This window comes from Paenibacillus turpanensis (assembly GCF_011421635.1).
GTDB lineage: Bacteria > Bacillota > Bacilli > Paenibacillales > YIM-B00363 > Paenibacillus_AK > Paenibacillus_AK turpanensis.
Map to the genome: position 1 here is coordinate 181166 of NZ_WTLI01000007.1, position 24023 is coordinate 205188.

The 24023-nt window shown below is 51.9% G+C and carries 22 protein-coding genes; 17 read left to right on the forward strand and 5 right to left on the reverse strand.

Going from position 1 to position 24023, the window contains the following annotated elements:
* Positions 1–185: 185 nt before the first annotated feature.
* From GQS10_RS08575 to GQS10_RS08600, 6 genes are all read left to right on the forward strand, one after another.
* Positions 186–2462 carry a helix-turn-helix domain-containing protein gene (locus GQS10_RS08575; protein ID WP_166241040.1) on the forward strand — a complete coding sequence of 759 codons (2277 nt, stop codon included), beginning with the start codon at positions 186–188 and terminating at the stop codon, positions 2460–2462.
* A 234-nt stretch (positions 2463–2696) separates the two neighbouring features.
* Positions 2697–3710: a tripartite tricarboxylate transporter substrate binding protein gene (locus tag GQS10_RS08580; protein WP_166241123.1), complete on the forward strand. Its 1014-nt coding sequence runs from the start codon at positions 2697–2699 to the stop codon at positions 3708–3710.
* A gap of 23 nt (positions 3711–3733) precedes the next feature.
* Positions 3734–4198 (forward strand): tripartite tricarboxylate transporter TctB family protein, encoded by a 465-nt coding sequence (locus GQS10_RS08585; protein ID WP_166241042.1) that lies wholly within the window; start codon positions 3734–3736, stop codon positions 4196–4198.
* Between the two features lie 6 nt (positions 4199–4204).
* Positions 4205–5713, forward strand: coding sequence for a tripartite tricarboxylate transporter permease (locus GQS10_RS08590; protein WP_166241044.1), 1509 nt, complete (start codon positions 4205–4207; stop codon positions 5711–5713).
* A gap of 47 nt (positions 5714–5760) precedes the next feature.
* Positions 5761–6525: an SDR family NAD(P)-dependent oxidoreductase gene (locus tag GQS10_RS08595; protein WP_166241046.1), complete on the forward strand. Its 765-nt coding sequence runs from the start codon at positions 5761–5763 to the stop codon at positions 6523–6525.
* A gap of 32 nt (positions 6526–6557) precedes the next feature.
* Entirely contained in the window at positions 6558–7205 is a 648-nt protein-coding gene (locus GQS10_RS08600) for a bifunctional 4-hydroxy-2-oxoglutarate aldolase/2-dehydro-3-deoxy-phosphogluconate aldolase (protein WP_166241048.1), read from the forward strand.
* 63 nt (positions 7206–7268) lie between these two features.
* On the opposite strand, the gene GQS10_RS08605 is transcribed toward GQS10_RS08600, so the two are convergent.
* Positions 7269–8408: a glucosaminidase domain-containing protein gene (locus GQS10_RS08605; protein ID WP_166241049.1), complete on the reverse strand. Its 1140-nt coding sequence runs from the start codon at positions 8406–8408 to the stop codon at positions 7269–7271.
* 220 nt (positions 8409–8628) lie between these two features.
* Positions 8629–9105 (reverse strand): DUF2798 domain-containing protein, encoded by a 477-nt coding sequence (locus tag GQS10_RS08610; protein WP_166241051.1) that lies wholly within the window; start codon positions 9103–9105, stop codon positions 8629–8631.
* Positions 9106–9267: 162 nt separating this feature from the next.
* On the opposite strand from GQS10_RS08610, the gene GQS10_RS08615 reads away from it, so the two are divergent.
* Together GQS10_RS08615 and GQS10_RS08620 are read left to right on the forward strand one after the other, a co-directional pair.
* Positions 9268–9699, forward strand: coding sequence for a MarR family winged helix-turn-helix transcriptional regulator (locus GQS10_RS08615; protein ID WP_166241053.1), 432 nt, complete (start codon positions 9268–9270; stop codon positions 9697–9699).
* Positions 9700–9831: 132 nt separating this feature from the next.
* Positions 9832–10734, forward strand: a complete 903-nt coding sequence (locus tag GQS10_RS08620; RefSeq protein WP_166241055.1) for a helix-turn-helix domain-containing protein — start codon at positions 9832–9834, stop codon at positions 10732–10734.
* 53 nt (positions 10735–10787) lie between these two features.
* Here the strand turns inward: GQS10_RS08620 and GQS10_RS08625 are convergent, their stop codons facing one another.
* Together GQS10_RS08625 and GQS10_RS08630 are read right to left on the reverse strand one after the other, a co-directional pair.
* Positions 10788–12497 carry a methyl-accepting chemotaxis protein gene (locus tag GQS10_RS08625; protein ID WP_166241057.1) on the reverse strand — a complete coding sequence of 570 codons (1710 nt, stop codon included), beginning with the start codon at positions 12495–12497 and terminating at the stop codon, positions 10788–10790.
* 80 nt (positions 12498–12577) lie between these two features.
* Entirely contained in the window at positions 12578–13543 is a 966-nt protein-coding gene (locus GQS10_RS08630) for an HD-GYP domain-containing protein (RefSeq protein ID WP_166241059.1), read from the reverse strand.
* A 262-nt stretch (positions 13544–13805) separates the two neighbouring features.
* Here GQS10_RS08630 and GQS10_RS08635 point away from each other — a divergent pair, with 262 nt between their 5' ends.
* Positions 13806–14036 carry a hypothetical protein gene (locus GQS10_RS08635; protein ID WP_166241061.1) on the forward strand — a complete coding sequence of 77 codons (231 nt, stop codon included), beginning with the start codon at positions 13806–13808 and terminating at the stop codon, positions 14034–14036.
* Positions 14023–14607 carry a nucleotidyltransferase gene (locus GQS10_RS08640; protein ID WP_166241063.1) on the forward strand — a complete coding sequence of 195 codons (585 nt, stop codon included), beginning with the start codon at positions 14023–14025 and terminating at the stop codon, positions 14605–14607. Before GQS10_RS08635 ends, GQS10_RS08640 begins: the two co-directional genes overlap by 14 nt.
* Positions 14608–14716: 109 nt before the next feature.
* Here the strand turns inward: GQS10_RS08640 and thrS are convergent, their stop codons facing one another.
* Positions 14717–16636 carry a threonine--tRNA ligase gene (thrS, locus tag GQS10_RS08645; RefSeq protein ID WP_166241065.1) on the reverse strand — a complete coding sequence of 640 codons (1920 nt, stop codon included), beginning with the start codon at positions 16634–16636 and terminating at the stop codon, positions 14717–14719.
* A 691-nt stretch (positions 16637–17327) separates the two neighbouring features.
* Between thrS and GQS10_RS08650 the strand changes: the two genes are divergently transcribed.
* The 7 genes from GQS10_RS08650 to GQS10_RS08680 all read left to right on the forward strand — a co-directional run bounded on the left by GQS10_RS08650 (position 17328) and on the right by GQS10_RS08680 (position 24016).
* Positions 17328–18254 carry a serine/threonine protein kinase gene (locus GQS10_RS08650; protein WP_166241067.1) on the forward strand — a complete coding sequence of 309 codons (927 nt, stop codon included), beginning with the start codon at positions 17328–17330 and terminating at the stop codon, positions 18252–18254.
* Between the two features lie 371 nt (positions 18255–18625).
* Positions 18626–20797, forward strand: a complete 2172-nt coding sequence (locus GQS10_RS08655) for a transcriptional regulator (RefSeq protein ID WP_166241069.1) — start codon at positions 18626–18628, stop codon at positions 20795–20797.
* Positions 20798–20970: 173 nt separating this feature from the next.
* The gene (locus GQS10_RS08660; RefSeq protein ID WP_166241071.1) at positions 20971–21396 is read left to right on the forward strand and encodes a membrane-associated protease 1; all 426 of its coding nucleotides are present in this window, start codon (positions 20971–20973) and stop codon (positions 21394–21396) included.
* Positions 21397–21537: 141 nt separating this feature from the next.
* Positions 21538–21993, forward strand: coding sequence for a J domain-containing protein (locus tag GQS10_RS08665; protein WP_166241073.1), 456 nt, complete (start codon positions 21538–21540; stop codon positions 21991–21993).
* 44 nt (positions 21994–22037) lie between these two features.
* Positions 22038–22586, forward strand: coding sequence for an FHA domain-containing protein (locus GQS10_RS08670; protein ID WP_243735050.1), 549 nt, complete (start codon positions 22038–22040; stop codon positions 22584–22586).
* Between the two features lie 17 nt (positions 22587–22603).
* Positions 22604–23158, forward strand: a complete 555-nt coding sequence (locus tag GQS10_RS08675; RefSeq protein ID WP_166241077.1) for an FHA domain-containing protein — start codon at positions 22604–22606, stop codon at positions 23156–23158.
* A 15-nt stretch (positions 23159–23173) separates the two neighbouring features.
* Positions 23174–24016, forward strand: a complete 843-nt coding sequence (locus GQS10_RS08680) for a PP2C family protein-serine/threonine phosphatase (protein ID WP_166241080.1) — start codon at positions 23174–23176, stop codon at positions 24014–24016.
* Positions 24017–24023: the final 7 nt, after the last annotated feature.

Genomic DNA, 24023 nt, shown 5'->3' on the forward strand with positions numbered 1-24023 from the left:
CGTGGATAAATTTGGTATAAACAGGCTTTAATGTGTTATAATAAATCCGCAAAATGAAAGCGCTTCCCAAAAAAATGCTCCTCATTGAGCTTACCGACAAACGATGAAGTATTTTCTATAAATACGCCTAGCAAAGGTTACGAAAGTTTTTTCAAAAAAGCCTGTGGGGCAAAGGGGATTTCCGAATGCAGCTGAATTTCCGTGAAAAGCTATTCTACACCAGCAAGCAGCTGAAGCTAAGCTTTTTCCTGACCTTGCTGGTTTCTTCCTTCATATCCTTTGTCAGCTTTTTCCTTTACTATGATTACCGGAGTAAGCTGGATCGGGAATTGCATCAGCCGAACGCCGAGCTGCTGCAAATGAATATTGACGTAACGAATCGGGCGTTTCGCAGCTACGACAGCAAGGCGGTCCAGTTGTCTTTTCATCCGGCCGCCTTAGGTTACGTAACAGCTTCCACGGAGGATAAGAAAAAAGCTGCCTCCGAGCTGCATTTTTATTTTAAAGAAACCGTATACGAGGAGGAGATCGTTTCCGTCTATGTTGTCGATGCGGTGCGGCAGCGCATGGTATCCTCCGTCAATGGCGTGGAGTACTCGATCTCGGAGGGATCTGATCAGAGCTGGGCGGCCTTTATCCAAGAGATGGAGAGGAAGCCACTCCTTATCAAAAGAAGAACTGAAGGCAGCGGTCATGCCTCCCAATCGCAAGGTGCTGAGCTGATTTCCCTATATCGGCCGATTCGTTCCGAAGGGAAGCTTGCCGGGCTTGTCGTCGTAAATTTGGATTATGACCGGTTATTCACGACAATTCATACTCAGCTGAAGGCGCCGCAATATATTTTTAATCTAGATGGGGAATTGATTTACCCGAAAAAGAACCTGGCCATTGGGGAGGCTGATATGCGTCATGTCGTCGAAACATTAAACATTCGACCGTTTACGGAAGTGAAGCTGGACAGCCGCTTGTATTTGGCCAACCAGGCTTTTTCCGATATGACAGGCTGGCGCTGGGTTTCCGTCATTTCGCTGGACGACCTGCTCACGCATGCGCGCCTTGTGCGCAATATTATCGTTTCCTTATCCCTGCTTTCCATTTTGATCGGCTGCATTGCCATTTACTACTACAGCTACACCGCATATCGTCCTTTAAAAAGAATACGTGAGTTAATCGTCCAAGAGGGGCATAGCAGGCATGACGAGGATCTTGAGGATATCGAGCAGTCGATCCGCAGGCTGATGAAGGAATTTGATCGAAAAGCAGCTTTAAACAAGCAGAGTCTCGTGGAAATCCGGTCCAAATACGTGCAGGATGTTCTGTTCCGCCGTATCGGGGCAAAGGAAACGCAATTTAAATGGCAGCGTTACTTCCAAGACTGGACGGAGGAGCCGCTGGCCGTAGTGATGGTATCGATTAACCGGTACAAGGCTTGGTCCGCGCGTTTTGACGAGGAGGACCAGCTGCTTTTAAAATTTGCGCTTTGCAACCTCATCCACGAGATCGCAGAATCGGGTTGGCATTCCGCTCATGTGTTCCTCGATAAAGAAAACGTGGTGTTCATTTTGCAGCCGAAGCACTACACACACCATGTCGCCGACTCATCCCTTTCGGAGCTTTTTCAGAAGGTCATTGATTTGTCCGCTAAGTACTTGCATCTGCAGCTTTCCATCGGTTTGGGATCGCAGGTGAAATCGGTATTTCAATTACGGCAGTCCTTTATGGAGGCGAAAGCGGGCTTATCGAGACGTTTATATGAGGGCTACGCGAAAGTGATCGAATATACACTTGGCTTAGAGCCGACAGACCTGCCTCTGGAACAAGCAAACAGGTGGAAGCAGAGGTGGGAACAAAGCATTGAAGACGGAAATTCAGAAGCGGCAGCGGAGACTATCGAAGCTTGGATGGAGTGGATTAAAGAACATAGGCCTGCCCCGGAATCCGTGTATTCTTTTGCCGACGAGTGGATGGAAAGGCTGCTTCATTTGTACGAGACTCATGAACTGACGAAGCCTCATGAGCTTGAGGATTATACCTCCCATCACTTAAGAATGATGGATTTGTCGGATCTCACCGGCCTCCTGCGTAATTTATCTACAGAGGCTGCGGAGGGGCTAAAGCATCGGGCTGCCCGCAGAGAGTACACACTGGTGCAGAAGATGATTGAATACATGGAAACGAATTTAGCGGAAAATATCGGGTTGCAGCAGGTAGCCGATTCGGTACAAATGAGTACGTCCTCCGTGAGCAGTATGTTTAAGCAGGAAACCGGATATGGAGTGTTTGAATATTTAACGAAGTTGCGTATTGAAAAGGCATGTCGGCTCCTGCAGGAAACAGACCGTAAAATTGCCGATGTTGCCTCATTTGTTGGGTATCAGAACGAAACCAGCTTTATCCGCAGCTTCCGCAAAGCAAAGGGAACGACTCCGGGCAAATACCGCGAGGTTCGTCGGATATTTTGACTGCAGGGACTGCCTGGTAAGCCGTGTACATGGCCAGGGCAGTCCCTTTTTACCGCTTGCAGTCAAGACAGTTTCCATGCAGATCGACCGATGGCATGCCGTTTTGGCGGATCTGCAAGGAGAACGGCTAAACGACAGATTGCTGCGCGTGCCGGGCGCGCTCTATTCTAAGCTTGCGGCTTGAACGTCTATCAAGCAAATCCTTATGAACGAATGGAGTAGATGACCATGGCAATGATGAAGTGGAGATGGAAGTCATTGATAGCGATGACGACGATCGTCGGCATGACCGCCCTCACTGCATGCGGCGGAGGGACCCAGTCGACTGCAGGGTCGCCGTCAGGGCAAGCACCTGTTTTTCCAAAAAAGCCGATTACGTTAATCGTGCCTTTCGCGGCGGGGGGCGGAACGGATACAACGGCAAGAGCACTGGCTCGAACCGCAGAAAAGTATTTAAAGCAGCCGGTTACCGTTGTAAATAAAACGGGAGGCGGCGGTTCGGTAGGCATGACGGAAGGCTCCAACGCCAGAAACGATGGTTATACGGTTACGGTGGTTACTGTGGAATTGACCACGTTGTCCCATCTGGGGCTTTCTCCGATCACGTACGAAAGCTTTAAGCCGGTTGGCATGATGAATTACGAGCCGGCGGCGATTACGGTTCGGGCCGACAGCCCGTGGAAGACAATGAATGAATTTTTGGAGCATGCCAAAGCGAATCCGGGACAGGTCAAGCTTGGGAATTCCGGAACGGGTGCGATCTGGCATTTGGCTGCCGCAGCCCTAGAGAAAGGGACGGGAACGAAGTTCAACCACATTCCGTTTGAGGGCGCAGCCCCGGCAATTACAGCGCTGCTGGGGGGGCATGTGGATGCGGTTCCAGTGAGCCCGCCTGAGGTGAAAAGCCAAGTCGAGTCGGGGAACCTTCGCTCACTCGCCGTGCTCGACGATAAACCGGCGGAAGTGCTGCCTGGAGTGAAAACCTTTAAAGAAGAGACGGGCAAGGAATTCGGTTATATCGGCACTTGGAGAGGTTTAGGCGTTCCAAAGGAAACACCAGATGAAATCGTACAGGTGCTGTCCGATGGCTTTAAGAAAGGGATGGAGGATCCGGAATTCAAAGATTTTATGAAGAAAAACGGACTGACCATTGTGTTTAAGGACGGTAAAGAGTTCGGTCAATATATGAAAGAAAATCATGAGAAATTCGGCAAGCTCATACCGGAGCTGGGGCTTTCGAACAAATAATTGCGAAGCAGGGAGGGGTGGAAATGAAGCTGAAAAACAACCTGAGCTTCTACTTGTCTCTTGTATTAATGATCTTTGCCGGAACGTTTTTGTGGCAATCGTGGGAGCTCGATTATTACAGCAGTTTAGGTCCGGGGCCGGGCTTGTTTCCGAGATGGTTAAGCGGCGGACTGCTGCTGATCTCCATATGGTATATGGTGAGCTCGATCGGGCAGCCGATCCATTGGTCGGAGGTCATGCCGAAGGGAAGGGACATGCGGAACGTGCTGACCGTGCTTGCGTCAGTGTTGGTCTTCGTTTTCGTGCTGTCATCGCTGGGGTTCGTGCTGGCAGGGTTTCTCATGATGTTTTCCCTTCTGGCTCGTTCCTATCCTTGGCTTCGAGCCTCGGTCATCGCGCTATCGGTGAATGTGCTGATCTATTATACGTTTAGCGGCTGGCTGGACGTCCCTTTGCCAAAAGGAGAATTATGGAGCTGGGTCGGGTGATCGGAGATGCCGGAATTTGATGTCGTTCTACAAGGTTTTGTAACCGCTTTAAATGGCTGGAATCTATTGTATTGTCTTATTGGCGTATCCATCGGGATGCTGGTTGGCGTGCTGCCTGGCCTGGGGCCGACCACAGGTGTAGCGGTACTGCTGCCGATTACATTCGGGATGGAGCCGGTCTCCGCAATAATTATGCTTTGCGGCATTTATTATGGTGCCATGTATGGAGGGACGATAACCTCCGTATTAATTAATACCCCCGGTGAAGCCGCTTCCGTAATTACTTGCTTGGACGGCAGTCCGCTTGCCAAGCAGGGCCGGGCCGGAGCTGCGTTAGGAATTGCGGGGTTAGGCTCTTTTATCGGCGGAACCCTTTCGATTTTAGGCATGATCTTGATCGGGCCGCCGCTTGCGAAATGGGCACTTCATTTTGGGCCTCCCGAGTTTTTTGCCCTTATGGTGCTGGGGCTGTCCACAGTGATCGGCTTAATGGGCAAATCGATTGTGCGCGGCTTGATCTCCGCGTTTATAGGGTTAAATCTCGCGATGGTCGGTATTGATTCGATGTCGGGAACCCTCCGCTTTACGTTTGGGAGCCCCTATTTGATGACCGGCATCGATTTTGTAATTGTCGCTATGGGGCTGTTTGGTTTATCGGAGATTTTGCTTGGGATAGAGAAAATGGCTTCCACGGAGAAGCCTCCAAAGCTGCAGGGAATGCTCCCTCGTAAGGAGGAGTGGGGGCCGAATATGAAGGCGATCGGAAGGGGGACCGTACTCGGCTTCCTCATCGGTCTGATCCCCGGCACCAATTCGGTCATTCCGGCGCTGCTCTCTTATTCCCTCGAGAAAAAACTGGCGAAGGATCCGTCTCGGTTTGGGAAGGGTGCGCTGGAAGGTGTATCCGGGCCTGAAACAGCAAACAACTCCTACTGCGGAGGGGCGTTGATTCCGCTTTTTACACTGGGGATTCCAAGCTCGCCGACCATTGCAATCATTTTGGGCGCCTTTATGATGCATGGCTTAACGCCGGGGCCTATGCTGTTTGAAAGCAACCCGGTTTTTGTATGGGGTGTTGTTGCGAGCATGTTTATCGGAAATTTCGTGCTGCTGATTATGAACCTGCCGATGGCCAACTGGTGGGCCAAAATTGCCACGGTGCCGCCTAAGCTGCTCTACCCATTGATCTTGGTCATCTCCGTCGTTGGAGCCTACACGGCAAATAACAGCTTGTTTGATGTCGGAATTATGATTGTTTTTGGAATCGTAGGGTATTTGATGAAAAAAGCGGAGATTCCGATGGCGCCGATTGTGCTGACCTTTGTTCTGGGAAAAATGATGGAGAGCTCTTTGCTGCAATCCTTAAAGATGCTGGACGGATCATTCCTTGGGCTGTTTGAACGTCCGATTTCGGGGACGATTCTAAGTATAGCGATACTGATTTTGCTGCTCGGCATCGGATCAGGCTTTCGTAAAAAAGGCTCAACCACTCTTGCCGGGGATGTGGAAATGTAATAGAACTCTAACTTTAATAGGATAAGGAAAAAAGGAGCGATGTGGTTATGAAACTCAGCTTGACGGATAAGGTGGCGCTGGTTACAGGGGCGAGCTCGGGAATTGGCGCGGAGGTTGCGTTGCGGCTTGCGGAGGCCGGGGCCAAGGTTGCGGTGAACTATAACAGCAGCAGGGTGAAGGCGGAGGAGGTTGCAGCCCGCATTCGGGAAAAGGGAGGAATTGCGCAGGTCTTTCAGGCGGATGTCACTTCCATACCTCAAATCGAAGCGCTTGTGCAGAAGATTGAAGGCGAGCTTGGGGTCATCGATATTCTTGTCAACAATGCAGGCCATATGCTTGAGCGGCTGAGCAATGCGGAAATGACGGAAACGCTCTACAATCAAGTGATGGATTTGAATCTAAAAAGCACGGTGTTTATGTCGAAGGCAGTGCTGCCTGGGATGTTTGCCAAAAAGTCCGGACACATCGTGAATATGTCCTCTGTAGCTGCGCATCACGGCGGGGGCCCGGGCGCCAGCATTTATGCCGCCAGCAAAGCGGCGGTGCTGACCTACACCAAAGGGCTGGCCAAAGAGGCGGCGCCGCATGGAGTTTTGGTCAACTGTGTGTCGCCGGGATTCATTGGAAACACCCAGTTTCATGCTAAAGTAACCTCCGAGGCAGGGAAGCAGGCGGCGATTTCCGGTACACCGCTTCAGCGGCAGGGAGAACCGGCGGATGTAGCGGGGGCGGTGCTGTTCCTGGTTTCGAGCTTATCCTCCTTTATAACGGGGGAGACGATCGAAATCAATGGCGGCGCTTATATGCGATAGGGTTCGATCGTTGGGATAGCGGGGGATGAAATATGGACAGCTCGAGCGTCATTCAGACTATACAGGAAAATAGTGTCATTGCCATTGTTAGGGGAATCCCGTTGGAGACGATAGCGAGAACAGCCGAAGCCTTGTATGCGGGGGGGATCAGAGCGATTGAAGTAACCTGCAATACCGAAGGGTATTTGCAATGCATTAGAGAGCTGTCCGAGAGCTGGGGCGATAAAATGGTCGTAGGAGCGGGTACGGTACTACATTCTGCGGCCGTTCAGCTTGTACTGGATGCGGGGGCTCAATTTGTGTTGGCTCCTGATCTGAATCCGGAGGTGGTCAGCGCCGTGCATGAAAGAGGGAAACTCATGATTCCGGGCGTGATGACAGCAACGGAGATGCTTCAAGCCCGCCGTCTTGGGGTGGAGCTGCTTAAGCTGTTTCCTGCGGGTGCTCTTGGCGCAAATTACTTGAAAGAAATTCGCGGGCCCTTGAACGACCTCCCAATGATCCCGGTTGGCGGCATCAATCAATCGAATATAGCGGAATTCGCAAGAGCCGGGGCGTTTGCCGTAGGGGTTGGCAGCGAGCTGGTCGATAAGGCTGCGGTTGCAGCGGGAAATGTTGAAGCATTAACGGAACGGGCGCAAAAACTTATTGCAGCTTTTCAAGCCGGTCGGCAGCAGTAGGTATAATTAAGGAAATTCTCGTGTTTGCGGCACCGCTAGGGTGCCGCTGTTTTGTTTGTTATGTCAAGGGAGGGCCGATATAGAGCCTTGAGGTTGATGCTGGACCTCGCGCTTCATATCCTCGAACAACCAGGTGACGCCCTTCCACCAGTTTGGATCCTCCGCATAGGTATGATTAATCCACTGAATCGGATCGCTTCCGGCGGGACGGTCCTTGCTCAGTTTAACGATCAGCTTTGCGGCGATGTGAGCGGAATCCTCGATGGTCGTGCTGTAACGCTCCCAGCTGCCAAATACGTTGAAAGGGTTATTGGCGATTTGCTTCGCTTGCTTATGCCCGCTTGGTACAAATCCTTGCTCCTGACCTGTAATCGCGAAAAGCAGAAGCGGATGAAGATCATGCTTCTCCGCAGCCTGAATAATTGCCGAAATATAAGGCTCTTCGGCGAGGGCCGACTTCTTGTTGGCGAGATACAATTGGAGCTTCGATTTATCCACAGCGGTATACCGAATGTGATTCGAAATTCCGCCAAGGGCATCGGATTTTTCGGCTGCGTAGATTGCCGGGTCTGCTGTTTTGACTGCGACTGATTCCGGTATCGTAGATTGATGGGCGGAGGGAGGCATAAGAAGAAGAGCCAAAAGCAGGAGAAGAGCGGCTCCCATAATATACATCCCCGGGCGATAGCTTGTTAACGAGCCAAGCAACGTTTGTTTTAGGGGATGGGCCGCCTCTTGGGGCTCGTTTTCTGTGCGGGCAAGCTTAGGTAGCGCCTCTGCCAAAGCTTGCTCCAAAGCGCCGATCCCATCCAACTGTGCTTGTGTCCCTTCTGCAGCAATTCCATGGAACTCATTCATGATGACTCGACGGACCTCCTCTTCGTGTAACGAAGAGGGGAATTTGCTGCATGTCCAAGCGATAAAGGGTGTTAGAAGCTCTTCCTGCTCCAAATTGAGCGTTAGGCACTCCCGAAATACATCATCGACTCGGATAGCCATAACTGACTTATGATTTTCCAAGAGCCGGTGTCGTATTTGCTTTTTAACAGTGTCAGGAAATCCAGGCAGCCGGCTTTCCACCGTCCGGTGGACGGCATCGGCCAATATCAACGCTTTGCGGCGGGGCTCGGAGTTTTGATGCTTATGCTCGATATATTGTTTAAGTCTGAGGATCTCCTCGCCGGATAGGACAAGCTCCTGCATTGGTATCATCCCAACTGTGACCAAATTGTTCGGGCCGGAAAATCATTCCAGTCCGTTTGCCACATAATTCGATGAAGAGGAAGGAAATCCCTGCTGAAATGTGGATGTGAGAGTCCAGTTTGGTTGGAGGGGAGTCGAAGTGGATGTCGCAGGCAGATTAGGCGGCCCAAAGGGAGGGCCGCATAGCAAACGGGAAATGGAACTAGTTAGCCTTCTATTTTTACGACCCCAATTGAGGAGCTGCATGAGGCGGGTACAGCCGCATAAAAATAACTCGCGTGATCGGCCCTACAATCAGGAGCTGCAGCGGTAAAGCGCAGATGAAGTTTTTCCAGAGAAGCGACCCATACGAAGGCAGGAAGCTTGCGGAAAATCCGGATTGCATCAGCGCGCCGAAGGCCGACATGAAAAACACCATACCTGTGACCATAAAGACAGACATGAACATAATTCTTTTGACAAGGGGATCGGAGGGTTTAACAAGCTTTCCGGTCAGGCCCTTCGCAATTTTCCCCACGACAAATACATCCAAGATCAGCGCGACAATGAAACCCGGTACATAGCCTGCGGCGACCTGGAGCCAGATCGCACCGGTAAACCCTTGCATGAGAATCATGTTGTAAAAGCTCATTCCTAATACCATCAACGCACACATAATGAGTGTAAACACAAAAGCTTCTTTTTTGTTTCTTCCCACCCGAAACGGCTCCTTTATCTCTATATTGTGCTGCGGACTTATGGTAGCATTGAAATTGTACTATTGTCAACCTAGTTGACAATTTGTTTTTTCGCTGCACCGATTTTGGTATGATGGAAAAAAGGCATGTTATGGGATATGGAAAATGGGGAGTAGGGTGCAATGGATCGCGGGGGCCGGAGGCAAAATCTTATCGATTTAATTAGCGATACGCATATGGTGCTGCGCAGACAGGTCATGGAGCGCACCGGTGAAGAGGTGAATAAGACGGAAATGCACGTCATCTCGATTTTGGAGACGCACGGCCCGCAGTCCATCTCGGAGATCGCAAGAATCATCGGCATTTCCAGACAAGGAGTCCACAAGTGTGTACAGGGCTTGCTTTCCGCTGAGCTTGTTCATATGGCGGATGCAGCGGGGAACAACCGCGATAAACCGATTGAGCTAACTGAAAAAGCCCGATTGCTTAGCCGGCATATGCGGAGTGTGAAGGAGGAAGTTGAGAAGCAAATTGTCGAGAAGATCGGTGCGGAGCAGGCTGAGCTGCTGCGCAGGCTGCTTCAAGCGTCGGCAGCGGCGGATAAGCCGTCGTAAAACTGCCTAATTCAGGGCGACCCCATTCGAAACAATGGGGTTCTTTTTACGTGTATAGAAAAAACATGAGAAAATAGATCAAAAAAACAGCGGAGCCTTCGTGTTATTTTGGATAAGGAGGAGGGATACGAAATGGGCGCAAACGATGAGCTTTACCGCAACACGGTAAACCAATCGCTCGACTACATCGAGAAGCATCTAACGCAAACGATTTTATTGAAGGATGTTTCGAAAATCGGGATGTTTTCGAAGCACCATTTTTATCGGGTGTTTTACTCCGTCGTCGGCTCGACGCTGGCGGATTATGTCCGTACCCGAAGGCTGACGAAAGCGGCATTGGAGCTGGCTCATACGAACGAGCGGATTTTGGACATCGCGCTGAAATATCACTTTCAGTCGCAGGAGGCCTTTACGCGGGCCTTCAAAAAGATGTTTCATTTAACGCCGCGCCAATACCGTGAGTACTCCAAATCCTTACTTAATAAGGGAGGTAGAAGCATGTCGAATCCAAAAACTACAGCACCGGAAGGCTGGACAATTACAGGGCAAAATACAGAAGGGTACCGGGTCACCGTAGATGAAAAAGAGGTGCATGTAGGCAGGGCCGCCGCGCGTTTAGAGTCTATCACGAATCATGGGGGAGAAGGGTTTGTTACGTTAATGCAAATGTTTGCTGCGGAGGCGTATGCCGGGAAGCGATTAAAGCTGACGGCATTCGTCAAGTCGGAGCTGAGCCAGGGCTGGGCAGGTGTCTGGATGCGTGTCGACCACCGCAACGGCGATATGCTGAAATTCGATAATATGCAGGATCGGCCGATTCAGGGAACCTGCGACTGGAACCAGTTTGCCGTCGTGCTGGACATACCGAAGGACAGTGATGCCATTGCGTTTGGGATTTTGTTAAGCGGGGAAGGCCGGGTGTGGGCGGATAATTTCAGCTTCGAGGTAGTCGATGAGAAAACGCCGACGACCGATAAGGACACCAAGGCGCCATTGCCGCCGGAGCCGCTCAATTTAAATTTTGAACAGAAATAAGAATGGAACAAGACGAGGTCCTGCTGGATCTGGTCTTGTTCCATTTGTTACAGCTATAGCTTAAACCGTTGAATTTCTCCCTGCAGCTCAAGCGACATATCGGCCATGCCCGCCGTAAAGGAGGCGATTTCCTCCATCGAGGACAGCTGCTCTTGGACGGAGGAGGCAACCTTCGCCGAGCCTGCCAGGCCTCGGTCGGCTATGGCGGAGATGCTGTCTAAGGAATGGGCGACCAGCTCGGTGCTTGCGGTCATTTGCTCTGCCGCCGCCGTAACCTCCTGAATCTCTTCCTTAACCTCAAGCACGGCCTGCTGGATGTCTTGAAACGCTTTTCCTGCAAGATGAACCGCTTCGATTCCGGCGACGACCTCTTCCGACCCGGCATCCATCCAGTGTACAGCCTGCTTCGTTTCCGCTTGAATGGTGGAAATCAGCTCCCCGATTTGCTCCGCTGAGCTGGCCGACTGCTCGGCAAGCTTGCGAACCTCTTGAGCCACTACGGCAAAGCCTTTGCCGCTTTCACCGACCCGTGCGGCTTCAATTGCCGCATTTAATGCAAGTAGATTTGTTTGTCTAGCGATTCCCGTGATCACCTCCACGATTTGGCCGATATCCTGCGAACGATGATCGAGCCCTGTGATGGAAGAGGAAAGGCGGCTGATCGTCTCATGGATCACATTCATCTGCCGGATGGTTGCTTCAACGGTTTGCGTGCCTTCCGACGCTAAGCTCGAAGCTTGATGAGCCAGCGTTGTTGCGTCTTCCGCATTAGCGGCAATGTGCTGCATGCCTTCCGCCATTTCTTGAAAAGCCGCTTGGCTTTGCTGTACGCTTCGCACTTGTTCTTCGGACCCGTCTGCCAACTGCTCCATCGTGACAGCAATTTGTTCCGTCGCACAGCGGATTTGCTCGGAGCTTGCCGTCAGCTCCTCTGCACTCGCTGCAACCTGCTCAGCCTTCGTTCCGGCTGCACGGATGAGAGTTCGCAGATTGGAGGCCATTTCTTCAAACGATTCGGCTAAATCCCGGATTTCGTCCTTTCTTTTCAATTGAAGAGGCTCGGCGGTCAGATCGCCGGACGCGATGCGCTGTGCCGCCTCGGACAGCTGGATAATCGGCCTGGAAATCATGCGAGTCATGACGACGGCGATAATGATTCCGAGAAGAATAGCCGTAATCGATAGGAGGTTGACATCCCGCAAGCCCGTTTCAAACAGAGTGATGGAGTCGGTTAGTGCTGCCGAGGAAGAAGCGCTGTTCCGCTCGATCATTTGTTCAATGATGGCAAGCGCTTGGTCGAAAGGCTCCTTAAGCTGTGTCGTTAACGACTCTATGGCGGCCGAATCTTTGCGCTGACCGGCCTCGAGTAAGGCGGTCGTCAGCGTCCCCAGCTGATCTTCCTGCTCGACAAGCAGCGCAAGCTGCTTTTGCATTTCATCATTAGATGTAAGGAGTGTTTCGTACTCCTGCTGTACCGTCTGAAGCTCGCTGATTTCTGCGTTCATTTGCGCCGACAGTGCGGCTTTTGCCTGCTCATTGGAGCTCGGCTCTAAAAGATAGCGCAGCAAGAGCCGTTCCACATCAATGATGCTGGCCTTCATTTCGCCGAGCAGCTCGATGCTCGGTAAGTAGCTGGTCTGCACTTTTTTTGCATGATCCCCCATCGTTACCATTTTGGTATTGACGACACCGCCCATAATCAAGAGAAGCAAAAGCATACTGAAAAATCCAAGGCCTAATTTCTTTCCGATCGTGAGCTTCATTCGATAAAACCTCCTGTGAGTGTAGCTGGATGTTGTGCTGCTTCGTTAAAACGAAAGGTGTGACCGATAATTACTGCCGTCTAGGAGGCGAGGCTCTCGATTTGGGTCAAAGGAGAAGGCCGGTGGATTTGGCCCTGCTCCAGCATGTGGATAAAAACATCAGCAATTTGCGGATCGAATTGGCTTCCACGGCATTTACGAATTTCGTTAAGCGCGAAATCGTGGCCGGGTTCGCAGCTTCGGTATATTCGCTTGGACATCATCGCGTCATAAGCGTCGGCGACGGCAATGATGCGGGCATGAAGCGGAATTTGTTCGCCTTTTAAACCGTAAGGATAGCCTTTTCCGTCGTAACGCTCATGATGATGGAGCACCATTTCAAGCACGCCGTTACGGCGGAATTTCGGAATGTGCTTCAAAATTTCGTAGCCCAGCATCGGATGCTGCTGGATGGCTTGGTATTCGTACTCGCTCAGCTTCGAGGGCTTGGTCAGCACCGACTCGGGGACACCAATTTTTCCGATATCGTGCAGAAGGCCGCCAATATAAATGGCGTCGATGCTCCGCTGCGGAAGCTTCATTGCGGATGCGAGTTGCACGGCATAAGCGGCAACGCTGCCGGAATGGAAGGCGGTATACGGATCGCGGGAATCCAGCGATTTGCTGAGCGCGATGATCATGTCCGCTCCGTTTCTGCCGGCCTGCATAAAATACAATACAAGTCCTTTGGCCAGCAGCGCCGTCGTAAAGTGGACGAGAAGCTGAATGGCGATCATCTGCCATTCGTGGTGAAGGGCTGCATCCTTGTGCCAAAATTCAAGCAGCGTCACGCTTAAGGATAAAGGGAATAAAAGGAGGCTGCGCTGCTTCCAAAAGCTAACTCCCTCTAAAATTCCAGTTAGCAGAAAGAGTAAATTATGGAGGAAGCGCTCAAGCTCCATGCTCGGAAGCAGCGCGTACATAGGTACCACGGCAGCATAGGCTGCAATGATGCGGACCGGACGCTCCAGCCAATCCTCCAGTTTAGTTCGAACGCTTTGAACCATTATTTCATCCACCCTTCGTGGTTTATGTCGTGGAATGTTTTACCTACCGCCTTATCATAAAGCCGCTGCTTGAAGCTGAACTGAGGACAAACTAAAAGATTGCTGAAAAAAGTTTCCCTGTTGGGAACACGTTTTCCAAGATCAAGGAGGAGCTTCTAGGATTTCGGCGAGGAATGGGCGTGGATGGTGTATTTGTGTCTTGCGACTTTGTTATAATGATAAGAAAGCAAAAAGGAACGATTACGAACGGGGAGGGTTGTACATGAATGAAGTTTCTCTTTCCACATTAAATGAAGAAATAGAAAAGGTACGCCCCGAGGTTACCGCAGCGATTTTGGCAAGAAAACAAGGCCCGACCTATATACGAAGAAGCCGCAGCGAGGATGAAGTGCAAATTCTTCATGAAATTTGCCGTCGAAAATGGGAGCAAGCGGTGCAGTCGGGAAAAATCAAGTATTTGAGTGAGAGGGAAATTTTTTATGCTCTCGATTGAAGAGGCCCGCATACAGCTTCGAGCATTGAAAGGGAAGCCGAAGTTTCAAAGAATGCTGCATTTTTCTGCGATACTGACTTCATTATTGGAGCAGGAACAGATTAGACCTGTCATCGTTGGCGGATTCTCAGTTGAGATATATACGAGAAGTGAATATACGACGAGTGATGTGGATTTTATCCTTAATGGTAGGAGCGTTGCAGCAAGGTATTTGGATTCTTTGGGCTTTCAAAAGCTTGGGAAGGACTGGTTTCATCGGGAGCTCGAGCTTGCGATGGAAATTCCGGATAACTTGCTTGCGGGGAATTATGAAAAGGTGACGAAGATTCTGCTAGAAAACAGCCAGTATGTTTATGTTATAGGAATTGAAGATATTATCCTCGATCGTCTCCGTGCGTTCGTACATTGGCAGTCGTCAAGGGACGGGGAGTGGGCGGAACGGCTGTTTTTGACGCATAGAAATCGGGTTGATGTAAACTACCTCGCAGAACAAAGCAAGAAAGACGGTACGGATCAGCTGGTACAGGGCTGGCTTCAGCTTGAGCATAGGAATGAGCATGAGGAGCTGTAAACCGGGTTTCTTCTATAATAAGTAGAAACGGGGGAAGCGGCGCCCGGAAGTCTTCCAAAAGGACTATCCCGGTGCTCTGCTCCCCTTCGTCGTCTCTGGGTTTAAGTTTCTACCTCTTCAAGCGAATGTCCTCGCGAATCGCAGAAATCATATCCGCCAGGCCCTTCGCGCCAAGCTCGCCTTCGCCGCGCTTACGCACGGACACGGTGCCGCTGCTGCGCTCGTTTTCTCCAAGCACAAACAGATAAGGGACCTTCTCCAGCTGCGCTTCACGGATTTTGTACCCGAGCTTTTCGCTCCGTACATCCGCTTCCACGCGAATTCCCGCGTCCTCCAGCTGCTTTTTTATCTGCAGAGCATCCTCAATAAACACATCGGATACCGGAAGCAGCTTCACCTGCACCGGGGCAACCCACAGCGGGAACGCACCGGCATAATGCTCCGTTAAGATGCCGATAAACCGGTCGATCGAGCCATACACGGCGCGGTGGATGACGACCGGACGATGCTTTTGACCATCCTCGCCGATGTAGGAGAGATCGAATTTCTCCGGCATCTGGAAATCAAGCTGAATCGTCCCGCACTGCCAGCTGCGCTTCAAGGCGTCGAGAATGTGGAAGTCGATTTTCGGCCCGTAGAACGCTCCATCGCCTTCATTGACACGATAAGGCACGCCCCGTGCGTCCAGCACCGCCTTCAAGGATGCCTCGGCTTGGTTCCACAGCTCCTCCGAGCCCATGGAATCGTCCGGCCGCGTCGACAGCTCGATACGATATTCAAAGCCGAACACCTCGTAAATATGGGCGATCAGGTCCATGACCCGGCTGATTTCCTCTTGAATCTGATCCGGGCGGACGAACAAATGCGCATCATCCTGGCAAAAAGTACGAACCCGCATCATCCCGTTCAATGCGCCGGAATATTCATGACGGTGCACCTGTCCGAATTCGGCGATGCGGATCGGCAGCTCGCGGTAGGAATGCAGGCTGTTTTTGAACACGAGCATATGCCCCGGGCAGTTCATCGGCTTCAGTGCAAAGGTCGTGTCGTCCACCTTGGTAAAATACATATTGTCCTTGTAATGATCCCAGTGACCGGACTGCTCCCACAGCCGATTGTTCATCATCAGCGGCGTACGCACCTCGTCGTATTCCCGCTGGCGCTGCAGCTCACGGGCAAAGCTCTCCAGCTCGTTGCGGATGGTCATGCCCTTCGGAAGATAAAACGGCATGCCCGGCGCTTCCTCGGAAAACATGAACAGCCCCAGCTCCTTGCCGAGCTTGCGGTGGTCGCGCTTCTTCGCTTCCTCCAGCAGCTGCAGATGCTCGTCGAGCTGCGCTTTCTTCGGGAAGGCGGTGCCGTAAATCCGCTGCAGCATTGCATTGCTGGAATCGCCGCGCCAGTACGCTCCGGCCACGCTCATCAGCTTGAATGCCTTGATTCGCCCTGTAGACGGCAGATGCGGCCCGCGGCACAGATCGACGAACTCGCCCTGCTCGTATAACGAAATGACGGCATTCTCCGGCAAATCGCGAATCAGCTCCAGCTTGAGCGAATCCTCCAGCTCTTCAAACATCGCGATCGCTTCCTCGCGGCTGACGACCCGGCGAACGATCGGCAAATTTTCCTGCACGATGCGTTCCATTTCCTTTTCGATCCGCGCAAGGTCCTCTGTGGACAACGATTGCTCCAGATCGATATCGTAATAAAAGCCATCCTCGATGACCGGCCCGATCCCCAGCCTTACCGACTTCGCTCCATAAATGCGGCGAATCGCCTGGGCCATCAGGTGAGCGGTGCTGTGACGATACACCTCCAAGCCATCCTTGGAATCAAGCGTCACAATCTCGATCGCGCTGTCCTGCGAGACGGGGCGGTCCAGATCGACAAGCACCCCGTCGACTTTGCCGGCCACGGCATTTTTCCTTAGACTGGGGCTGATCGATTGAGCAATATCCCCGATCGTCGTGTTCAGCGGAACCTCTTTTTTCATTCCGTCAGGCAGTGTAATTTGAATTTGCTTTACCATGGGGGAACCCTCCGCTCTAAAAAATATTGAACGCAAAAAAACGCCTCTCATCCACCAAGGGACGAGTGCGTTCAGCTCGTGGTTCCACCCTCATTTGGCCTGACTTTTCCCGAGCGGCACCGCCGCAAGCAAAAAAAGACCAGACCCTCATTGAGCATCCGGTAACGGGGATGAATCGGTGAGCTTTACTTCCGCTGCATACGAATCAGCAGGTTCAAGTTCACGGCTGCAAAGGGGTAATTTCAATCCGTAGCCGAAGAAGCTTTCAGCAATCGCTTCTCTCTCTGGGCAGCCCGTGAAGGAAATCATGTCTTTGGTCGATGCCGGTTCGTGTATGGGTAGGATTATAAAATATTCGTTTTGTACATGTCAATGGCAGGGGTAAAAAGACGATCAGCACCTTGTGAGTCCTGAAATGGAAATTTTTATACAAAAACACAACCAGAGTACTATATGGATGTTGTGTCTTTAGGACTAAACATCCGATCCGCTCCGAGTCGAATAGTGAATTTATTCACGGAATCGAGCTGTGGTGATTCGAGCTGGCGAAGCGATATGGGCGTAAGACCTATCCGGTGGCCGGGCCTATCATCCTATCCTGAAAGCGGATTCAAATCTGCTTCCTTCAAAAAGCTACCTGGAAAAGAAGCCCTTGTGATAAAATGAGGCGTAAAAAGGGGGAGCCGCCGCGATGCCGCACGAGATCGATCAAGCCTTGCCGAAAGGGACCATACTCAAACAGCGTTACGTGATCACGCGTACGGTCGCCTTAAGCGATGTGTCGATCGTGTATCTCGGGCGTGATGAGGTGACTCGCGAGAGGATTGCCGTCAAGGAATTTTACCCCGGCGCGCTTGTGCTGCGTGACCTGGATTCCTGCACGGTAGCGGTTCGCAGGCCATCCGATCGAATCAAATACCGGGACTGGCTGGCCGACTTTTTCCGGGAAGGACGGCTGCTGCGGCTGCTGCGGCACCCGAATATTGTCCCGTACCGGGATCATTTCTCGGAGAATGGCACCGGGTATCTAGTCACAGCCTACTGCCGGGGACGGACACTGAAGAAGCTGATGGCCTTGGCAAAGTGGCGGGAATCTCCTGAATTTATGGAACGGTTGATGCCGGAGCTGCTCGAGACGATTCAGTTTATTCATCAGAAGGGCTATATTCACGGGGACTTAAAGCCCGGCAATGTGATTATCGGCAGGGACGGCAGACCCGTACTGATCGATTTCGGCTCGGCGCACTTCTACCGAACAGCGGCAGAGCACCGGATCATGACAACGCCGGGCTTTTCCGCGCTGGAGCTGCATTCCAAGACCTCCGTCTTGGGGCCGTGGACGGACATTTACAGCCTTGCTGCGATTCTATATTCCTACTTTGCGGGGGAAGCGCCGCTTGATGTTTCGCAGCGGCTCATTGAAGACGGGCTCGTGCCCGTAAGAAGCCGGTGCCCGGAGATGAGCCGCTGGCTGAGTGCCGCGGTCATGCGGGGGCTGGCGGTTGAGCCCGCGCGGCGGCTGCGCCGATTGGCACTGCTGCAGGCGGCCGTGGAGCTGGAGCGCCGGCACCAGAAACGAAAGCGGAGCCTCGCAGCAGCGTCTCCTAAAAAAGAATAAAATGTTCCACCCAAAGCAAATCCATCCCTGAAAAGGCGGGTTTGCTTTTTTCGTGCTTGGGTTCCATTTTCTGGGTAGTCGCTTAGTACGAAAATGCGAAGTTGAAAAACAAAGAATGGTGTCGAAAACATAGGGTTTACACCAGAAACATGTAAGGAAACCGATTACATTTTACATGAATTTGGGAACTTAGGTGGGTGTTTTGTAATCTAATATTCTCATTTTCGGGACCAAAAGACTATTTATATCATTTATTGACAAAAAATACTAGATTGGAATAATCTATTCTCGTCATCAGCTACAAGAAAAATTTGTTACGTAAGTCTTATATTTGCAGGTGAATGACATTTGCAGAGGGGATGTGCTCATAGATGGAAGTGATCCAACAAACGAACCGGACCATGCTGTTCGAAGAAATCAACCCGGAAAAGCTGGACCTGCTCACCATTGTCGGCGAAGTGATCGGAGTCGACAGCTTAAGCGACGAAAAGATTAAAGAAGTAAATCAGCATCTGCTGGTGAAAAACTTCGACGAATTTTTGGACAAGTTTACGCCGACGGTGTACTCGTTCTACAACGCGTCGACGCAGAAGGTGATGTACACGCTGCGCAAGCCGGAAGGCATTCCGGACGACTGCGTGTCGGAAATCCGTCTCGACCAAAACAACGATTTTCTAAAAATGCTGTTTACGCTAATCGACACCAAGCGCAGCCAAGGCATTCCAAACGTCGACTTCAAGTTTGAAAATCTGCTCGATATGATCTCGCCGAAGAAGGTCATGGACGACATTCGCCAGGTGCGCAAGGAAATCCATTACTACTACACCGAGTATGAAAAGCTGGAGGACGGCGATCCGCGCAAATTCGACATCGGCGACAAGCTGAATGCGAAATTTGAGGAAGCGAGCAAAAACTACAACAACGTCATGGCAATGCTGCCGCTGGCCATCGACGACATCAAAACGCGGCTGCTGCTGGGCGAGGCCCAAGGGGAATCGAAGGCGGATTCGCTGAAAATCGGCATGCTGACCATCGGGGACGGCGGTGAGCTGAAAATCATCGAAGCTCCAAAAACGGAAGCGATGCAGCTTGCAGTCGTGAACGAAGAGAACCATACCGGCATCGTGGCGGTGTTTGAAGACGATTATCAAGCGATCACCGAAAACCCGACGCCGTATGTGAAGGATCTCGTGGTCCGCACCTTCTGCCCGCTGCCTGCGGTGCAAACGGAGGTCAACGTCGAGCAAGAGGTTCAAAACTACAACAAGTATTTAGAATTCTATAAGACGGCGAAGGACGATTTTGTAAAGACGGTAAAGCCGCTTGTGGAAAAGATTCTCGGGGTCAAAATGTTCTTCGACCAATATGCGACGAAGAGCAGAGGCATGCAGCCGACGCTGCTGATCACGAACACGAAGCTCGACATGATGGTGAAGAGCAACAACATCCCGCGCCTGGAAATGTACCTGAACACGGTCAACTCCAAGAACGACTTCACCGATACCGTATGGTTCGGCATCGTGCCGTCGATCCAAATGGAGCACAACGTTTCGCAGGTGAAGGTGCGTAGGGAGCGCTTTAAGGGCAACGACACCGTCGTTGCGAAGGACGGCCAGCACATCGAAGCGCTGACGATGCTGCTGCAGGCTGTAAAGCCTTACCGTGTGCAGCTGTTCTTTAACTTTGAGACGAATGAGCTGACCACCTTCAACAGCTTGTCCACCACCGGCATCGACCGTTTCATGGACAAGTGCGAGGTGCTGGCGCGCAAGGATTTCAGCGAATTTGCGATTCCATGTCTGCCGAACTTCACCGTCATTCCGAAGGACAAGTCAGGCGTCATACTGGACAGCAAGATGCTGAAAACCGAGGAGGGCGTAAAGCTTTCCGACGCCAAGGAAGATGTGATGAAGCTGTGGATCGAGGGCGTATACATCGGGGCTTCTTACGTAGCCGCAGGCTTGGTCGCTTCTTACCAATGCCCGGAATATCTGCGTGAGATTTTCAAGAAAGCGAAGAAGGAATACCCGGGTGTCCGCTTCGATGTCGAAGCCGGCGATCACAACCTGCGTGTCGTGACGACGATGGCCAAGGAAATTTCCGGCTTTACGAACACGATTAAAGACGCAATTAACCGCAGCAACTTCGGCTTCGTGTTCTCTTCCGAGAATGCGCAGTACCAAGGCACGAAGATCAATCGCATTACCGTATACAAGGCGAGAAGCATGTCCGTTACCGACGACGGCTATGATTCCATATACAAAACGCTGGTCAGCACCTACATCGAACGGATGCTGCGCTTCCATACCGGCGACTTCAAGCATGATAACATCGTCAAATTTTTCAGCAACAACCCGAGCAGTCAAAAGAGCCGCTGGCTGGATTCCAAAGGGTTTGTTAACTCGATTATCCAGAACGGCGACGACATCAACTACATCATCGACGAAGAGACGAATTTGTGCCAGATCGACCTCATTTTCAACGGCAATGTGAAGAACCTCGAGGTTACGATCAGCAAATCGACCTCCGCTGTGAAGGTGTAATCCGAGCGGCGTAATCCGCTTCTCCGCCCGGCGCACAGCCGAATCCGGAATTCCGCGGGTTGTGCGCCGCGCAAATTCTGGTTATAAAGGCGGATTCCCGCAGTCCGCTTTTATACATAAACCGAAGGCAACGCTTTCGGAATCATTTAACCATTTTTGGGAGGTAATTACACATGGGCTTCAGACTTAAAGTTGAAGGTTCTGAAACAATTGAGCTCGGCATGGACAACATCAAAACCGTGCAATTCGACACGGACACTCCGGATGACTCCAATGCGAGATCGACCGATGTAGGCGCGACTCTGCGTCTTACAGGCAAAATCATCACTGCTACGGACGGTGATAGCGCAGACGACACAATGAAGCTTGCGCTGTGGTCGCTCGTTTCCGCAGAAAAAGCGGATTGCTACCGCAAAGTAACACTGGAAGTAATCGCTGCTGATCAAGTGATCCGCAAAGTATTCTTCCCGAACGCATTCGTGGTGGACTACACCGAAAACTTCGGTGACACCGAAGGCGTTGGCACATTCAGCCTCTACATCAAGCAAAAGAAAGACAAGACCGAATTCACGAAAATTGAAGGCGGCTACGCGGTTTAATCGATTCGTTATTCATTTTTGCGGGTGTAATAAGGGGTTTTCCGACCCCTTATTGCACGTTCTAAACCCTATTGGTTGATTTTGGGTTTTGTAAAATATTTATGCAAAATTTATGCGCAAATAGACAGGATGGGCTTTGGAATGAAAACATGCTATGAAATCTTGGGTGTACCGAGTGACGCCTCGCAGGAGGCCATCAAAAAAGCTTACCGGCGTTTGGCCAAGCAGCATCATCCCGATGTAAACGGAGGAAGCGTTGCGGCCAAGGAAAAGTTTCAAGAGCTGACGCGAGCCTACGAAACCTTGTCGAGTGAAGAGTCCCGCAAAGCCTACGACGCATCGCTTCGCAATGGAGCGGGAGGGCCAGGCCGGACACAAGCGGGAGCTCAGTCGGGGCAGCAGGCCGGAGCCGCAAGGCAAACCGCCGCAGCTCAGGAGTTCAGCATGGAAAATCTCGGCCAATCCTTTGAGCGGTTTTTCGGCTTTGATCCGAAAACCATGAAAAAAACCGACACGAAGGGCAGCGGGGCCTCGAAGGATGGAGGCATTCCGACCTCGGCCTGGTTTGAATCGTATTTTGGCGTCAGAAAGAAATAATCCGTGTAGCCTGATTGGAACAGGTACAGATCAGGAGGATGAGGATGAAGGCAGCGGCGGGTTTTTATTGGATAAAGGCAGTAGATGCAGTACTTGTTTTGATCGTATTGGGAGCGATTTTTTATGTATATGGCTATAACCCTAGCACCGAGCTGAAAATCGGATTCGGTATTGCCGCAGGGGCGTTCGCTATCGTTTATGGAACGGTGCGTCTTTGGCCGAGGCTGGCGGGGACGAAGGTGAAGGAGTCGGCATTGTCCCGTCTCGCATTGCTCGACGAGGAAGGGGAAATCGTGCGCGAGTGGGACCTGCAGGGCAAAACCTCTCTGCTGATCGGCAAGGGCGGCGGTGTGTCGGGAGAGGTGGATATCGACCTGTCAGACGCGGAGTATGCTTCGCTAATCAGCAAGCAGCATGCGGTCATGAACCTCGTGGAAGGCGTTTGGTACATCGAGGACATTCAATCCCGCAACGGAGTCGGGATGAAGAAGGCAAGACAGGAAAGCAAGCGCAAGCTGGAAGTGGAAGTACCGCAGCAGCTTGATATCGGTGACGTGATCTTTATCGCCAACACCAGAATTCTCGTGTTATAGAAAAGGGGAATCAGCAGATGAGTTTGTCAAGATGCGCAAACGGTCATATGTTCAGCACAAGAAAGCATGGCAGCACATGCCCCTATTGCTTTATGTCGGTCGAACCGGAAGCGGGCGCCGGCGCGGGATTCGGAGCGGGAGCCGCAGCCAGAAGGCAGCAGGCGGCTGCACTGGAGCTGGCGGACGAGAGGACGCTGCCGTATTTGGAGGAGCCGGAGGGCATCGAGCCGGTAACAGGCTGGCTGGTGTGCATTGAAGGCCCGCAGCTCGGTCAGGATTACCGGATCAGCGCAGAGAAAAATTTTATCGGCCGCGCGGAGGATATGCATATCCAGATCGTCGGCGACAACGCGATATCGAGAAGAAATCATGCCGTCATTGTATACGACCCGAAGAAACGCAATTTCTTTCTGCTGCCGGGCGATGCGTCGGGGCTTGCATACCACAACAACGAGGCGGTCTACTCCCCGGTGGAGCTGACGCCGTACGACGTCATTCAGCTGGGACGCAGTAAATTTATTTTTATCCCGTTATGCGGCGTGCATTTTGAATGGGAAAATCATAGGGCGTAAGGTGTTGAGGAAGCTATGGATTGGCTCCAAGAGGGACTTCCGTACGGAATTGTAGCAGGACTTGCGGTGCTGTTTGGAGTGCTGCTTTTTGTGCGGCACCGCTTACAAATTCAATTGAACCGTCCGCGCATCCGCATCGGCAACGGTCAGACGATCGGCCGCCGGGAGGAGCAGGACGATTATTTTGCCACCGCGCATAGGAGCGGAACCACCTTGGCCGTGCTGGGCGACGGCATCAGCGGGATGTCCAACGGCCGGCTGGCCAGCACTGTGGCGGTGACGACCTTCGTCCAGACCTTCCAGGAGCTGGGCGAAGGTCAGGAGATCGGGGCGTACCTGCACCGCGCGGCGCGCAGCGGGAACACGGAGATTTTGCGCCGTCTGAACGGCGCAAAGGGCGGCACGACGCTGATCGCAGCGGTCATCCGCGACGGCCTGCTGTACTGGGGCTCGGTAGGCGACAGCATTCTGACTGTGCTGCGCGGCAATACGTTTATTCCGATCAACAAGAAGCACACGTTCGGCTCGGTATTGGAAGAGCGGGTGCTCTCCGGCGAGATCACGAAGGAAGAGGCGGTTCACAATCCGCTGAAAAACCGGCTGGTCAATTTTATGGGCCACGAGGGCTTTAAGGGCATCGAAATCGGCGATGAGCCGTTTCGCCTGGAGCCGAAGGACCGGGTCATCCTTTGCAGCGACGGCGTATACCATGCGCTGAGCGAGGTGGAGCTGGAGGACATCTTCAAGCGGAATCGTTCCCCGCAGAAGGCGGCGGAAGCGATCATTGAGGCGGTCGAGCTGAAGTCCCGGCCGAATCAGGATAATGCAACAATTATCATTTTGGATAAAGGTTGGTAAAGGCCGG

Bases quoted from the DNA above. Each gene is read 5' to 3' on its own strand.
- GQS10_RS08585 (WP_166241042.1), top strand. From the start codon at position 3,734: ATGAAGCTGAAAAACAACCTGAGCTTCTACTTGTCTCTTGTATTAATG.
- GQS10_RS08575 (WP_166241040.1), top strand. From the start codon at position 186: ATGCAGCTGAATTTCCGTGAAAAGCTATTCTACACCAGCAAGCAGCTG.
- GQS10_RS08640 (WP_166241063.1), top strand. From the start codon at position 14,023: ATGCTCTCGATTGAAGAGGCCCGCATACAGCTTCGAGCATTGAAAGGG.
- GQS10_RS08605 (WP_166241049.1), bottom strand. From the start codon at position 8,408: ATGCAGGAGCTTGTCCTATCCGGCGAGGAGATCCTCAGACTTAAACAA.
- GQS10_RS08660 (WP_166241071.1), top strand. From the start codon at position 20,971: ATGGGCTTCAGACTTAAAGTTGAAGGTTCTGAAACAATTGAGCTCGGC.
- GQS10_RS08670 (WP_243735050.1), top strand. From the start codon at position 22,038: ATGAAGGCAGCGGCGGGTTTTTATTGGATAAAGGCAGTAGATGCAGTA.
- GQS10_RS08680 (WP_166241080.1), top strand. From the start codon at position 23,174: ATGGATTGGCTCCAAGAGGGACTTCCGTACGGAATTGTAGCAGGACTT.
- GQS10_RS08635 (WP_166241061.1), top strand. From the start codon at position 13,806: ATGAATGAAGTTTCTCTTTCCACATTAAATGAAGAAATAGAAAAGGTA.
- GQS10_RS08600 (WP_166241048.1), top strand. From the start codon at position 6,558: ATGGACAGCTCGAGCGTCATTCAGACTATACAGGAAAATAGTGTCATT.
- GQS10_RS08590 (WP_166241044.1), top strand. From the start codon at position 4,205: ATGCCGGAATTTGATGTCGTTCTACAAGGTTTTGTAACCGCTTTAAAT.
- GQS10_RS08620 (WP_166241055.1), top strand. From the start codon at position 9,832: ATGGGCGCAAACGATGAGCTTTACCGCAACACGGTAAACCAATCGCTC.
- GQS10_RS08625 (WP_166241057.1), bottom strand. From the start codon at position 12,497: ATGAAGCTCACGATCGGAAAGAAATTAGGCCTTGGATTTTTCAGTATG.
- GQS10_RS08665 (WP_166241073.1), top strand. From the start codon at position 21,538: ATGAAAACATGCTATGAAATCTTGGGTGTACCGAGTGACGCCTCGCAG.
- GQS10_RS08595 (WP_166241046.1), top strand. From the start codon at position 5,761: ATGAAACTCAGCTTGACGGATAAGGTGGCGCTGGTTACAGGGGCGAGC.
- GQS10_RS08650 (WP_166241067.1), top strand. From the start codon at position 17,328: ATGCCGCACGAGATCGATCAAGCCTTGCCGAAAGGGACCATACTCAAA.
- GQS10_RS08580 (WP_166241123.1), top strand. From the start codon at position 2,697: ATGATGAAGTGGAGATGGAAGTCATTGATAGCGATGACGACGATCGTC.
- GQS10_RS08630 (WP_166241059.1), bottom strand. From the start codon at position 13,543: ATGGTTCAAAGCGTTCGAACTAAACTGGAGGATTGGCTGGAGCGTCCG.
- thrS (WP_166241065.1), bottom strand. From the start codon at position 16,636: ATGGTAAAGCAAATTCAAATTACACTGCCTGACGGAATGAAAAAAGAG.
- GQS10_RS08615 (WP_166241053.1), top strand. From the start codon at position 9,268: ATGGATCGCGGGGGCCGGAGGCAAAATCTTATCGATTTAATTAGCGAT.
- GQS10_RS08655 (WP_166241069.1), top strand. From the start codon at position 18,626: ATGGAAGTGATCCAACAAACGAACCGGACCATGCTGTTCGAAGAAATC.
- GQS10_RS08675 (WP_166241077.1), top strand. From the start codon at position 22,604: ATGAGTTTGTCAAGATGCGCAAACGGTCATATGTTCAGCACAAGAAAG.